The organism is Arthrobacter sp. zg-Y844 (assembly GCF_024385465.1).
Taxonomy (GTDB): Bacteria; Actinomycetota; Actinomycetes; order Actinomycetales; family Micrococcaceae; genus Arthrobacter_B.
Genome location: NZ_JANFLS010000001.1, coordinates 384,810 through 398,500, shown reverse-complemented (window position 1 = coordinate 398,500; position 13,691 = coordinate 384,810). Strand labels below are relative to the sequence as shown.

The 13,691-nt window shown below is 66.8% G+C and carries 10 protein-coding genes; all 10 read left to right on the top strand.

Features of this window, described 5'->3' with window-relative positions:
* The first annotated feature begins 81 nt into the window (after positions 1-81).
* The 10 genes from glmS (at position 82) to tsaE (ending at position 13,684) form a co-directional block, all read left to right on the top strand.
* Positions 82-1,968, top strand: coding sequence for a glutamine--fructose-6-phosphate transaminase (isomerizing) (gene glmS, locus NNX35_RS01795; RefSeq protein WP_255764869.1), 1,887 nt, complete (start codon positions 82-84; stop codon positions 1,966-1,968).
* 13 nt (positions 1,969-1,981) lie between these two features.
* On the top strand, positions 1,982-2,332 hold the full coding sequence (locus NNX35_RS01790) for a holo-ACP synthase (protein WP_229949943.1): 351 nt from the start codon (positions 1,982-1,984) through the stop codon (positions 2,330-2,332).
* 10 nt (positions 2,333-2,342) lie between these two features.
* Positions 2,343-3,902 carry an NAD(P)H-hydrate dehydratase gene (locus NNX35_RS01785; RefSeq protein ID WP_255866832.1) on the top strand — a complete coding sequence of 520 codons (1,560 nt, stop codon included), beginning with the start codon at positions 2,343-2,345 and terminating at the stop codon, positions 3,900-3,902.
* Positions 3,903-3,950: 48 nt separating this feature from the next.
* Positions 3,951-6,131: a glycogen debranching protein GlgX gene (gene glgX / locus NNX35_RS01780; protein WP_255866831.1), complete on the top strand. Its 2,181-nt coding sequence runs from the start codon at positions 3,951-3,953 to the stop codon at positions 6,129-6,131.
* Entirely contained in the window at positions 6,128-8,464 is a 2,337-nt protein-coding gene (treY, locus tag NNX35_RS01775; RefSeq protein WP_255866830.1) for a malto-oligosyltrehalose synthase, read from the top strand. The genes glgX and treY overlap by 4 nt, the downstream gene beginning before the upstream one ends.
* On the top strand, positions 8,461-10,203 hold the full coding sequence (gene treZ / locus NNX35_RS01770) for a malto-oligosyltrehalose trehalohydrolase (protein WP_255866829.1): 1,743 nt from the start codon (positions 8,461-8,463) through the stop codon (positions 10,201-10,203). Before treY ends, treZ begins: the two co-directional genes overlap by 4 nt.
* Positions 10,204-10,341: 138 nt before the next feature.
* Entirely contained in the window at positions 10,342-11,388 is a 1,047-nt protein-coding gene (gene mgrA, locus NNX35_RS01765; RefSeq protein WP_255866828.1) for an L-glyceraldehyde 3-phosphate reductase, read from the top strand.
* Positions 11,389-11,913 carry a GNAT family N-acetyltransferase gene (locus NNX35_RS01760; protein ID WP_255866827.1) on the top strand — a complete coding sequence of 175 codons (525 nt, stop codon included), beginning with the start codon at positions 11,389-11,391 and terminating at the stop codon, positions 11,911-11,913.
* The gene (alr, locus tag NNX35_RS01755; protein ID WP_255764861.1) at positions 11,910-13,160 is read left to right on the top strand and encodes an alanine racemase; all 1,251 of its coding nucleotides are present in this window, start codon (positions 11,910-11,912) and stop codon (positions 13,158-13,160) included. Before NNX35_RS01760 ends, alr begins: the two co-directional genes overlap by 4 nt.
* Positions 13,160-13,684, top strand: coding sequence for a tRNA (adenosine(37)-N6)-threonylcarbamoyltransferase complex ATPase subunit type 1 TsaE (tsaE, locus tag NNX35_RS01750; RefSeq protein WP_255764860.1), 525 nt, complete (start codon positions 13,160-13,162; stop codon positions 13,682-13,684). The genes alr and tsaE overlap by 1 nt, the downstream gene beginning before the upstream one ends.
* Positions 13,685-13,691 lie beyond the last annotated feature (7 nt).

Sequence of the window (13,691 nt, the reverse complement as noted above, 5' to 3'; positions counted from 1 at the left end):
CGAAGCGTGCAATGATGCCGCAACAGGCGGAAGGACACCATGCTTTCGGCATCCGGTCCGCGGGCCGGTACGCTTAGTGCTATGTGTGGAATTATTGGATATGCAGGCCGCCCGGACGCCATTGCAGGTATTAGTGCAGGCGGGCACGGAGCTCTCGAAGTAGTAATGGAAGGCCTTCGGCGGCTGGAATACCGGGGCTATGACTCGGCCGGCGTCGCCGTACTCACTCCCTTGGGTATCGAATACCGCAAGAAGTCAGGCAAGCTGGCCAACCTGGTGGCCGAGCTGGAGGCGGCTCCGCTGACCCCCGCCACCACCGGTATCGGGCACACCCGCTGGGCCACGCACGGCGGCCCCACCGATGAAAACGCCCATCCCCATCTGGCGGACAACGGACGCCTGGCCGTGATCCACAACGGCATTATCGAGAACTTCGCCGAGCTGAAGGCCGAACTGCTGGCCGCCGGTGCAGAGTTTGTTTCCGAAACCGACACCGAGGTGGCCGCAGCGCTGCTGGCCTCCATCTACCGCGGCGAGGGCGACGCGGATCTGGCAAAGTCCATGCAGCTTGCCTGCCAGCAGCTCGAGGGTGCGTTCACCCTGCTGGCCGTCCACACCGATTCGCCCGGCACCGTGGTTGCCGCCCGGCGCAACTCACCGCTCGTCGTCGGACTGGGCGAAGGCGAGAACTTCCTGGGCTCGGACGTTTCCGGCTTTATCGACTTCACCCGCCGCGCCGTCGAACTGGGCCAGGACCAGGTGGTAACCATCACTCCTGACTCGGTCCTGATCACCGACTTCTTCGGGGAGGTCGCCGAAGGCACTGAGTTCTACGTGAACTGGGATGCAGCCGCCGCCGAAAAGGGCGGTTACGACTCCTTCATGGAGAAGGAAATCAACGACCAGCCGCAGGCTGTGGGGGACACCCTCCTGGGCCGGTCGGACATCGACGGACGACTCACCCTCGATGAGCTGCGCGTCAGCCCCGAGGAGCTCAAGAACGTCAACAAGATCATGGTCCTGGCCTGCGGAACCTCCGCGTACGCCGGACAGGTGGCCAAGTACGCCATCGAGCACTGGTGCCGGCTGCCGGTCGAGGTGGAGCTCAGCCATGAGTTCCGCTACCGCGATCCCATTGTCGACTCGAACACGCTGGTCGTGGCCATTTCCCAGTCGGGCGAGACCATGGACACGCTGATGGCAGTGCGTTACGCCAAGGAACAGGGCGCAAAGGTCCTGGCCATCTGCAACACCAACGGCTCCACCATCCCCCGCGAATCGGACGCAGTCCTCTACACGCACGCCGGACCGGAAATCGCCGTTGCCTCCACCAAGGCGTTCCTGGCACAGATCACCGCCGCTTATCTGCTCGGCCTGTACCTGGCACAGATCCGCGGCAACAAGTTCCAGGGCGAGATCAAGGACATCCTTGCGGACCTCAGCAAGGTGCCGGACAAGATCCAGCAGGTGCTGGACAACTCCGGGCAGATCAAGGAACTGGCACAGCTGATGAAGGATGCCGGATCGGTGCTCTTCCTCGGCCGCCACGTCGGCTTCCCGGTGGCAATGGAAGGCGCCCTGAAGCTGAAGGAGCTGGCCTACATACACGCCGAAGGGTTCGCTGCCGGCGAGCTCAAGCACGGCCCGATTGCCCTGATCGAGGAAGGCCAGCCCGTGTTCGTGGTTGTCCCGTCGCCCCGCGGCCGGGATTCACTGCACGCCAAGGTGGTTTCCAACATCCAGGAGATCCGGGCCCGCGGCGCCAAGACGATCGTGATCGCCGAAGAAGGCGACGACGCAGTCAAGGCCTACGCCGAGCACATCTTCTACGTGCCGGAAACACCGACGCTGCTGGCACCGCTGCTGACCACCGTGCCGCTGCAGATCTTCGCCTGCGAGCTGGCATCGGCTAAGGGCTTCGACGTGGACCAGCCGCGCAACCTGGCCAAGTCCGTCACGGTGGAATAAGGAGCGTCCCTCGGTGATTATCGGAATCGGCGTCGATGTAGTGGACGTGCCGCGGTTCGGCCGCCAGCTGGAGCGCACGCCCGGGCTCCGTGCCCGGCTGTTCGCACCGGCGGAACGGGAGTTGAACCTGCGTTCACTGGCTGCACGGTTCGCGGCGAAGGAAGCCGTGGCCAAGGCCCTGGGCGCCCCGGCCGGCATGAACTGGCAGCACTGCCAGGTCCTGCTGGATCCCGCCGGAGCGCCGCTGCTGCAGATTGACGGAACCGTGGCTGCCGTGGCGGAGGGCAAGGGCGTGCAGACCTGGCACCTTTCCCTGAGCCATGACGGCAACATGGCTACTGCAATGGTCATCGCCGAAGGCTAGGACAAAGCGCATGATCAGTGCGTACACCGGCACCGCGGTCCGCCGGGCCGAAGCCCCGCTGCTGGCCGAAGGCCGGGGCGGGGAACTGATGCAGCGCGCAGCCTACGGGCTGTACGCGGCGACGGCCGCCCGGCTGGCGGCCCGCCGCGGCCGCCTCTACGGGGCCGGAGTAACCGTCCTTGCCGGCAGCGGCAACAACGGGGGAGACGCACTTTATGCCGCCGCCCGGCTGGCCCGGCGCGGAGCAGCGACGACGGCGGTGCTTACCTCCGACGCAGCGCACCCCGAGGCACTGGCGGCGTTCAGGGCGCAGGGCGGAAAGGTCCTGGCACTCACCGAGTCCAACGCCGCCGCCCTCGCCGATGCCGCCCTCGCGGCCGATGCCGTCATCGACGGCGTCCTGGGCACCGGCGGCAGCGGCGGTCTCCGCGGTCCCGTCCGCATAATCGCAGAGACACTGAACACGGCACGGCTGCAGGGTCAGGGCCCGCTGGTCGTAGCCTGCGACCTGCCCAGCGGCGTCAACGCCGACTCCGGCCGGGTGGATGGAACGTGCCTGCGGGCGGACCTCACCGTGACCTTCGGCGCCGTCAAAACCGGACTGCTCGCCGGCCCGGGCGCTGTAGCCGCCGGGGAAATCCGCTGCATCGACATCGGGCTCGGCCCGCACCTCGGAACCCCGGCCGCCTACCGCCTGTCCGGGGACGACCTGGCGTCCCTCTTGCCCTTCCCCACACCCGCAGACCACAAATACAGCCGCGGCGTGCTCGGCATTGCCGCCGGTTCGGAGACCTACCCCGGAGCCGCGCTGATGGCCACGGGCGCCGCTCTCGCCACCGGCGTCGGCATGGTCCGTTACCTGGGCCCCGACGCCGTAGCCCGGCTGATCAACCTGGCGCACCCCGAAGCGGTCTGCGGCCCAGGGACCGTAGGGGACACCCACGTCCAGGCCTGGGTGGCCGGACCCGGCGCAGGCAACGACGAGGACCAGCGCCGCCGGGCCGGCGACGCCATGGCCTCCGGGCTGCCCGCAGTGATCGACGCCGACGCAATCGCCGAGGTCCGCACCGGGCTGCACCCCGGCGTCGTGCTTACCCCGCACGCCGGCGAACTCACCGCGCTGCTGCGTTCCCTGGGAGAGGAGGCGTCACGGACCGAAATCGAAGCCGATCCCATCCGCTACGCCCGCCTAGCCGCCCAACGCACCGGCGCCACCGTCCTGCTCAAGGGCTGGGCCACTCTGGCGGCGGCTCCCACCGGCGAACTCTACAGCCAGGCCGAGGCAACGCCGTGGCTGGCGACCGCGGGAAGCGGAGACACACTCGCCGGCATCCTCGGCGCCCTCCTGGCGACGGACCGCACCCCGGACACAGAGCGGGAACCGGGACACTATGCACGGCTCGCCGCGGCTGCTGCCCGTCTCCACGGCCGTGCCGGCGCGCTTGCCGCGGCTGACGGACCGGTCCAGCCGTCCCTGCTGGCCCCGCAGATCCGGTCGCTGGTGGCGGAATCCACCCAACGGAGAAGCGGACGAATTCAAGTAAGCTCCAAGTCTGGGGTAAAAAAGTAAGTAGACATATCAATTACGTGTTGTCAGGGAACTAGTCAGGAGCACTACATGGAAGTTTGGCCGGGAGATGCCTATCCGCTGGGCGCAACCTACGACGGAAACGGCACCAACTTCGCTCTCTACAGCGAGGTGGCAGATTCCGTATTCCTGTGCCTGTTCGATGAGGACGGCACCGAGCACCAGATCCGCCTGACCGAGGTCGACGGGTATGTCTGGCACTGCTACCTGCCGCAGGTCATGCCGGGGCAGAAGTACGGGTACCGCGTGGACGGGCCGAACGATCCGGAGAACGGCAACCGGTGCAACCCGAACAAGCTGCTGCTGGACCCCTACGCCAAGGCCGTCGCCGGCGAAATCGACTGGGACCAGGCACTGTTCGGCTACAACTTCGGCGACGAACACTCGCGCAACGACGAGGATTCCGCCCCGCACATGATGATGGGCGTCGTCATCAACCCGTTCTTCGACTGGGACGGAGACCGGAAGCCCAAGGTCCCGTATCACCAGTCCGTGATCTACGAGGCCCACGTCAAGGGCCTGACCGAGCTGCACCCCGACGTACCCGAGGAGCAGCGCGGCACCTACGCCGGCGTCGCCCACCCCTCCGTAATCGCACACCTGCAGAAGCTCGGGATCACCGCGATCGAACTGATGCCGGTGCACCAGTTCGTCAACGACTCGACCCTGCAGGAAAAGGGGCTGTCGAACTACTGGGGCTACAACACCATCGGCTTCTTTGCGCCGCACAACACGTACAGCGCCACCGGCGACCAGGGCCAGCAGGTACAGGAGTTCAAGGCCATGGTGCGCGCGCTGCACCTCGCCGGCATCGAAGTGATCCTGGACGTGGTCTACAACCACACGGCCGAGGGCAACCACATGGGCCCGACGCTGTCCTTCCGCGGCATAGACAACGCGTCCTACTACCGGCTGGTGGAAGACGACAAGAAGTACTACATGGACTACACCGGCACGGGCAACTCGCTCAACGTCGGCAATCCGCACTCCCTGCAGCTGCTGATGGACTCGCTGCGCTACTGGGTCACGGAAATGCACGTGGACGGTTTCCGCTTCGACCTGGCCTCGACGCTGGCCCGCGAGTTCTACGATGTGGACCGCCTCTCCGCGTTCTTCGAACTGGTGCAGCAGGACCCGGTAGTGTCCCAGGTCAAGCTGATCGCCGAGCCGTGGGACGTTGGACCCGGCGGCTACCAGGTGGGCAACTTCCCGCCCCAGTGGACCGAGTGGAACGGCAAGTACCGCGACACGGTCCGCGACTTCTGGCGCGGAGAGCCCTCCACGCTGGGCGAGTTCGCCTCCCGCATCACCGGCTCCGCCGACCTGTACGAGTCCTCGGCCCGCCGTCCGGTGGCGTCCATCAACTTCGTCACCGCCCACGACGGCTTCACGCTGCATGACCTGGTGTCCTACAACGAGAAGCACAACGACGCCAACGGCGAGGACAACAACGACGGCGAGTCCCACAACCGCTCCTGGAACTGCGGTGTTGAAGGCCCCACGGACGACCCCTCCGTCCTGTCCCTTCGTGCCCGCCAGCAGCGCAACTTCCTCGCCACCCTGCTCCTGTCCCAGGGCGTGCCGATGATCGCGCACGGCGACGAGCTGGGCCGCACCCAGCAGGGCAACAACAACACCTACGCGCAGGACTCCGAGCTGAGCTGGATCAACTGGGAGACCATGGATGCGCCGCTGATGGAATTCACCGCGGCGGTCAACACCCTGCGTGCCGAGCACCCCACGTTCCGCCGGCGCCGGTTCTTCGACGGCCGTCCCGTGCGGCGCGGCGAGGGCGAGGCACTGCCGGACATCGTCTGGCTGAACGAGGACGGCACCACCATGTCCCCGGATGACTGGGACACCCCGATCAGCCGTTCCCTTGGTGTCTTCCTCAACGGGCAGGGCATCTCGGGCAAGGATGCCCGCGGACAGCGGATCACCGACCTGAACTTCCTGCTGTACTTCAACGCGCACGACGAAGCCGTGAAGGTCACCCTTCCGGCGAAGGAATACGCACCCATGTGGGACACGGTGATCGACACCGCCGGCGAATACGCCGACTCGGAGCCGGTTGCCGCGGACAGCCAGCTGACCGTGGCTGCCAAGTCCATGGTGGTCCTGCGGGCACACGAAGAGGAAGAGGAGCACGACCACTCCGTGGCCGCGTCCCTCGCCGCCATGGCCGCCCAAAACACCGAGGCCGCCGAATGAGGACACCCCTCTCCACGTACCGCCTGCAGATCCGCCCGTCCTTCACCCTGTTCGACGCCGCGGAACTCGTGCCGTACCTGGCTGACCTTGGCGTGGACTGGGTCTACCTCTCACCGATCCTCACGGCGGAAGAAGGCTCGGACCACGGCTACGACGTCACTGATCCTTCAGCCGTCGACCCGACCCGCGGCGGAGCGGAGGGCCTGAAGGCCCTTTCCGACGCCGCCCGCGCGGCCGGTCTTGGCGTGCTCGTGGACATTGTGCCCAACCACATGGGCATCGCCACGCCGCACCGGAACAAATGGTGGTGGTCCGTGTTGGCGGAAGGCCGCGGTTCCCGGTATGCCGAAGCCTTCGACATTGACTGGGACGCCGGGAACGGGAAGCTGCGGCTGCCCGTCCTGGGCGACGGCGACAATGAGCTCGAGCAGCTCAAGCTGGCGGGCAATGAACTGCACTACTACGACCACCGTTTCCCGGTGGCCGAAGGCACCGCAGCAGAAGGCGACAGTGCGCAGGACGTGCACGCCCGCCAGGCCTACGAACTGGTGAACTGGCGCCGCGCCGACAGCGAGCTGAACTACCGCCGGTTCTTCGGGGTCAACACCCTGGCCGGCATCCGCGTGGAAGAGCCCTGGGTCTTTGACGAGGCACACGCCGAAATTAAGCGCTGGTTCGACGAGGGCCTCGTGGACGGCCTGCGCATCGACCATCCGGACGGGCTCGCCGATCCCAAGGGCTACCTGGCCCGGCTGCGCGAGATCACCGGCGGAGCGTACATCCTGGTGGAAAAGATCCTGGAACCGGGCGAAAAGCTCGCCGCGGACTGGGAAACCGAAGGCACCACCGGCTACGACGCGCTGGCCGACATCGACCGGTTGTTCGTGGACCCGGCGGGCAGTGACACGCTGACCGCGCTGGTGCCCATGGAACCGTACGCACAGATGATCCACGGCACCAAGCGGGTCATCGCGGACGGCCTGCTGCACTCCGAGGTGCAGCGCCTCGTGCGCCTGCTCCCTGCGGACAGCGGACTGGAACCGGAGACGGCAGCAGATGCGCTCGCGGAACTGCTGGCCTGCTTCCCGGTCTACCGCAGCTACCTGCCCGAAGGCGCCGACCACCTGACCGAGGCCGTCATCGCGGCCAAGGTGCACCGGCCGGACCTGGCGGCGGCGCTGGACATCCTGCATCCGCTGTTGAACCCGCTGCTGGGTGAAGACTCCGCGGGAACAGTGTCGCTTTCGAGTCTGGGCGAGCTGGCGGTGCGTTTCCAGCAGACCTCCGGCATGGTCATGGCCAAGGGCGTCGAGGATACGGCGTTCTACCGTTACTCCCGGCTGACCTCCCTCAACGAGGTTGGCGCCGACCCGGCACACTTCGCCGTATCCCCGTTTGAAATGCACACCCGGATGCTCCGCCGGCAGCTGGAACAGCCGGCGGCCATGACAGCCCTGACTACGCACGACACCAAGCGCAGCGAAGACACCCGGTCCAGGATCTCCGTGCTCGCGGAAATCCCGGAGGAGTGGAGCGAAGCATTCACCCGCCTCGACGCCCTTGTTCCGATGCATGACGGGCCGATGGCGAACCTGCTCTGGCAGACCTTCGTCGGGGCCTGGCCGCTGAGCCGGGAACGTGCACATGCCTACGCAGAGAAGGCCGCCCGCGAAGCCTCCAGCAGCACCACCTGGACGGCTCCCAACGCCGAGTTCGAAGAGCGGATGCATGCAGCCATTGATGCGGCGTTCGACAATCCGGACGTCAACGCGGTAATCACTGCGCTGGTAGAACGCGTCCGGGAGGCGGGGTACAGCAATTCGCTCTCCGCCAAGCTCCTGCAGCTGACCATGCCCGGTGTGCCGGATGTCTACCAGGGCACCGAATTCTGGGACCGGTCACTGGTGGACCCGGACAACCGCCGCGAAGTGGACTTCGCCCGGCGGCGCGAGGTCGCGGCGTCGTTCGCCGACGCCGGTGCCCCCGCCCTGGACGAGGACGCGACAGCGAAGCTGCTCGTCACCACCCGCGCCCTGCAGCTCAAGCGCGGCCGGCCGGAGCTGTTCACGGGATACGTCCCCGTAGCGGTGGAAGGACCTGCGGCCGAACACCTCTTCGGGTTCGACCGCGGCGGAGCGGTAACGCTCGTGACCCGTCTGCCGCTGGGGCTGCAGCGCCAAGGCGGATGGCAGGACACCGCCGTCGTCCTGGCTCCGGGCACCTACCGTGACGTGATCACTGGAAAGACGCACGAAAGCGGCGGCCGGCTGGCAGCTGCGGATCTGTTCGGCACCTATCCGGTGGCGCTGCTTGTTCGGGAGGACGGCAAATGAGGACCGACTTCGATGTGTGGGCGCCCAAGGCCGGCACCGTGACGCTGCTGGCCGACGGCCGGCGCCTGTCGATGACCCGCGGAGAGAACGGCTGGTGGCACGCCCAGCACGCCGAACTCACCGAGGACATCGACTACGGCTACCTCATTGACGACGCCGAGACGCCGGTGCCGGATCCCCGGTCCCGGCGGCAGCCCGAGGGCGTGCACGCACTTTCGCGCACCTTCGATCCGGATCTGTACCAGTGGCATGACGCCGACTGGGTCTCCCCGGGACTCGACGGCGGGGCGATCTATGAGATGCACATCGGTACCTTCACTCCCGAAGGCACGCTGGATGCGGCGATCGGCCGGCTGGACTACCTGGTGGACCTGGGTGTGCGCTTTGTCGAACTGCTGCCCGTCAATGCCTTCAACGGAACCCACAACTGGGGCTACGACGGCGTGCTCTGGTACGCCGTGCAGGAAACCTACGGCGGGCCCGAGGCCTACCAGCGGTTCGTGGACGCGGCCCACCAGGCCGGACTGGGCGTTATCCAGGACGTCGTCTACAACCACCTTGGACCCAGCGGCAATTACCTGCCGATGTTCGGCCCCTACCTCACCGACGGGAAGGCGAACACCTGGGGAGACTCGGTCAACCTGGACGGCCCGCTCTCCGACGTCGTCCGCGAGTACATTGTGGACAACGTCCTCATGTGGTTCCGCGACTACCACGTGGACGGACTGCGGCTGGATGCGGTGCACGCACTGCATGACGAACGCGCCGTGCACATCCTCGAAGAGATGGCCGCTGCGACGGACAAATGCGCGGAAGCCCTGGGGAAGCCGCTGTTCCTCATCGCGGAGTCGGATTTGAACAACCCCCGGCTCATCACCCCGCGGAACGTCAACGGCTACGGCCTTGCCGGCCAGTGGTCCGATGACTTCCACCATGCCGCCCACACCAACCTCACGCGTGAAAACGGCGGGTACTACGAGGACTTCGATTCACTCGGTGCACTGGCGAAGGTCCTGCAGGAAGGGTTCTTCCACAACGGAACGTACTCCTCCTTCCGGGAACGCAGCCACGGACGTCCGTTGGACAAGGAGGCAGTGACCGCACGCCAGCTGGTCACCGCTATCCAGAACCACGACCAGATCGGCAACCGGGCGGCCGGCGACCGGCTGAGTGCGACGCTGGGGTACGAACAGCTCGCCCTCGGCGCGGTGCTGAGCCTGGCCTCGCCGTTCACGCCCATGCTCTTCATGGGTGAAGAATTCGGGGCCTCCACGCCCTGGCAGTTCTTCACCTCGCACCCCGAACCCGAGCTGGGAAAGGCCACGGCAGAGGGACGCCTGAAGGAATTCGAGCGGATGGGATGGGACCCGGACACGGTGCCGAATCCCCAGGATCCGTCCACCTTCACCAACTCGAAGCTGGACTGGTCCGAGGTGGAAGAGGGGGACCACGGCCGGCTGCTGGACCTGTACCGCAGGCTCCTGGCGCTGCGCCGCGAGACCCCCGACCTGATGGACCCGGACCTGCGCAATGTCCGGGTGGACTATGACGAAGTGGGCCGCTGGCTGGTTATGCAGCGCGGTTCCACGGCGGTGGCGCTGAACTTTGCCGACACCCCGCGCGAGCTGCCGCTTCCGTTCGGCCGGAAGGCGGAGGTGCTGCTGGAAACCGCACCGGCGAAGCTCTACGGCGATGCCGTGCAGCTGCCGGCCTACGGTGCGGCCATCCTGGCCGGCTAACAACACCGGCATCCAGCTGCAGCTGGCACCCGCAGGTACTTTTCCTGCCGGGTGCCGGCTGCAGCGGGTTAACCCAGGTCCCGACGCCGGACCAACGCCGCGCGGCGTGAGCCCGGTAACAGTGGCAGTATGGTGCCCATGACTTATGTTGCTGCTGACAACCGATATGAATCCATGCCCTACCGACGCGTCGGACAGAGCGGACTCCAGCTTCCGGCGGTCTCGCTGGGACTGTGGCACAACTTTGGCGATGACAAGCCCTTTGAAACCCAGCGGGCCATCCTGCGGCGTGCCTTCGACCTTGGCGTCACCCACTTTGACCTGGCGAATAACTACGGGCCGCCCTACGGCTCCGCCGAAACCAACTTCGGCCGGCACTTCCGGGACGATTTCCGCCCGTACCGCGACCAGCTGGTGATCTCCAGCAAGGCCGGCTACGACATGTGGCCGGGACCGTACGGCAACTGGGGTTCCCGCAAGTACCTGCTCTCCTCCCTGGACCAGTCCCTGGAACGCATGGGCCTGGATTACGTGGACATTTTCTACAGCCACCGCCCTGACCCCGAAACGCCCCTGGAGGAAACCATGGGCGCCCTGGACACGGCAGTACGGTCCGGCCGGGCCCTCTACGCAGGCATCTCCTCCTACTCGCCGGAAAAGACCATCGAAGCCGCCCGGATCCTGCGTGAAATGGGCACCCCGCTGCTGATCCACCAGCCCTCCTATTCCATGCTCAACCGCTGGGTGGAGGACGGCGAACCCAACCTGTTCACGGCCCTGGACGAAGTAGGCGCAGGATCCATTGCCTTCTCGCCGCTCGCCCAGGGGCTGCTCACCAACAAATACCTCAACGGTGTGCCGGAGGACTCCCGCGCTGCTGCCGGTAAGTCCCTGGACCAGTCCCAGCTTTCGGAGGAAAACCTGGAACGCGTGCGGGGGCTCAACGGCATTGCCGAATCCCGCGTCCAGAGCCTGGCCCAGATGGCCATCGCCTGGGTGCTGCGCAGCCGGGCAGACAGCGCACCCATCACCTCCGCCCTTGTCGGCGCTTCCAGCGTGAAGCAGTTGGAAGACTCGCTGGCTGCGGTGAACAACCTGGACTTCTCCGCGGACGAGCTGCGCAGGATCGACGAATTTGCGGTCGATTCCAAGATCAATCTGTGGGCAGCAGCCCTCGACGCGTAAATGGATGCACTGACCATCCGGGAGGCCCGGCCCGGTGACTGGCCGGCCATCTGGAACCTGATGGAACCCATCGTGCGTGCCGGAGAAACCTACTGCTGGGACACCGGCACCACTGGGGAGCAGGCCCGGCTGTTGTGGCTGGAGCCTGCTCCCACGGTGGTGTTCGTAGCCCTGAAGGATGGAAAGGCGGCCGGGACCGCGCAGCTGCACCCCAACAAGTCCGGCAACGGCAGCCACGTCGCCAATGCCTCGTTCATGACCGCCTCGGAGTTCAGCGGCCAGGGGGTTGCACGGGCTCTCGGCGAGCATGTGCTGGCCGAGGCCGCCCGCCGCGGCTACCGGTCCATGCAGTTCAACGCCGTGGTGGAAACCAACACCCGGGCGGTGGCGCTGTGGCAGTCCCTCGGCTTCTCGATCCTCGCCACCGTGCCCGAAGCCTTCCGGCATCCCGCCACGGGGCTGACCGGCCTGCACATCATGCACCGGACCCTGGACGTGGACGGGAGTGAAAGAATGGGTACGTGAACTACCCTGAATTCCGGCCTCCGTCCGAACGTGCTGCCATAATCGACCTCGCTGCCATCCGGCACAATGTCCGCCACCTCTCCCACATTGTCAGCCCCGCGCGGGTTATGGCCGTGGTGAAGGCGGACGCCTACGGCCACGGTGCGGTCGAGACTGCGCGTGCGGCAATCCAGGCCGGCGCGGCCTGGTTGGGCGTGGCGCACATCAGTGAAGCGCTGGCGCTTCGGGCCGCAGGCATCGCCGAACCGGTCCTTGCCTGGCTGCACACGCGGGACGCCGAATTCGGTGAAGCGATCCGGGCCAACGTGGATCTTGGGGTCTCCGGCTGGGATCTGGACGCCGTGGTCGGGGCTGCCCGGGAGTTGGAAATGCCGGCCCGGGTGCACTTGAAGATAGATACGGGGCTGGGCCGCAACGGCTGCCCGGAGGATCTCTGGGAAGCCTTCGTCGGCCGGGCCCTGGCCTATCAGGAAGAGGGCCTGCTGCGCGTGGTCGGGATCTTCTCCCACTTCGCCGTCGCTGACGAACCCCACCGTCCGGAAACCGATGAGCAGCTGCGGAAGTTCCGCGAGGCGGTCGCCGTGGCCGAAGACGCCGGAGTGGACCGCGAAGTGCGGCACATCGCCAATACCCCGGGTGCACTGTCCCGCCCGGATGCCCACTTCGACCTGGTCCGCATCGGGCTGGGTATGTACGGGCTGTCGCCGTTCGCCGGGCAGACCTCGGCGGAGCTGGGGCTGCGCCCGGCGATGAGCCTGAAGACCACTGTCGCTGCGTGCAAGGAAGTCCCGGCCGGCCAGGGAGTCTCCTACGGGCTGCACTACCGCACCAAGGAGCCGACCACACTGGCACTGGTGCCGTTGGGCTATGCCGACGGCATTCCGCGGGTTGCCACCGGCGGCCCCGTCCTGATAGACGGACAGACGTACCCGGTGGTGGGACGAGTGGCCATGGACCAGATGGTGATTGACCTGCATCGGACCGGCATTGCCGGCACCCCGGATTCCTTCGAGGGCCGGGAAGCCGTCCTCTTCGGCGGCGAGGGCCAGCCGAGCGTCGATGAATGGGCGTCAGCGGCCGGGAGCATCAATTACGAGATCATTTCCCGGATCGGCGGCCGGGTTCCGCGCGTCTATGTGGACACCGCGGCGGACAAAGACGTACCCGCCCCGCCCATCGCCTTGGAAGCCGCGCCCGGAGCTCCGGCGGCAGAAGGCGAACAGGCACAGGCGGTACAGGCCAAGTGATGCAGGAACCTGCTTGGGAAGCTGAATTCCGGACCAACGGGGCCGAAGAGACCCAGGCGCTCGCCGAACGCCTCGGCCGTGTCCTGCGCCGCGGGGACCTGCTGCTGCTCACCGGTGAACTGGGTGCGGGGAAAACCACCTTCACCCAGGGGCTTGGCGCCGGGCTCGGGGTGCGGCCCGGCATCATTTCGCCCACCTTCGTTCTGGTCCGTGAACACCCGAGCCTGGGGGACGGACCGGACCTGGTCCATGTGGATGCGTACCGGCTGGGCTCTGAGGGAGAGGTGGACGACATCGACCTCGAAGCCTCAATGGACCGCTCGGTCACCGTGGTCGAGTGGGGCCGGGGGCTGGTGGAGCACCTGTCCGACAGCCGGCTGGAGATCACCCTGGTCCGCGCCGTGGGCGGTGACGCTCCGGGAGCCCCGGCCACGGACTACTCCGACGAGGACACCGACGAAGAGCGCACCATCCGGCTGGCGGGATTCGGTCCGCGCTGGCAGCAGGCGCCGGACCTGGGCTGAACGCCCG

What these genes read in the sequence shown, in the direction of transcription:
- glmS (WP_255764869.1), top strand. Translation starts at nt 82, where the DNA reads ATGTGTGGAATTATTGGATATGCAGGCCGCCCGGACGCCATTGCAGGT.
- NNX35_RS01785 (WP_255866832.1), top strand. Translation starts at nt 2,343, where the DNA reads ATGATCAGTGCGTACACCGGCACCGCGGTCCGCCGGGCCGAAGCCCCG.
- glgX (WP_255866831.1), top strand. Translation starts at nt 3,951, where the DNA reads ATGGAAGTTTGGCCGGGAGATGCCTATCCGCTGGGCGCAACCTACGAC.
- treY (WP_255866830.1), top strand. Translation starts at nt 6,128, where the DNA reads ATGAGGACACCCCTCTCCACGTACCGCCTGCAGATCCGCCCGTCCTTC.
- treZ (WP_255866829.1), top strand. Translation starts at nt 8,461, where the DNA reads ATGAGGACCGACTTCGATGTGTGGGCGCCCAAGGCCGGCACCGTGACG.
- mgrA (WP_255866828.1), top strand. Translation starts at nt 10,342, where the DNA reads ATGACTTATGTTGCTGCTGACAACCGATATGAATCCATGCCCTACCGA.
- NNX35_RS01760 (WP_255866827.1), top strand. Translation starts at nt 11,389, where the DNA reads ATGGATGCACTGACCATCCGGGAGGCCCGGCCCGGTGACTGGCCGGCC.
- tsaE (WP_255764860.1), top strand. Translation starts at nt 13,160, where the DNA reads ATGCAGGAACCTGCTTGGGAAGCTGAATTCCGGACCAACGGGGCCGAA.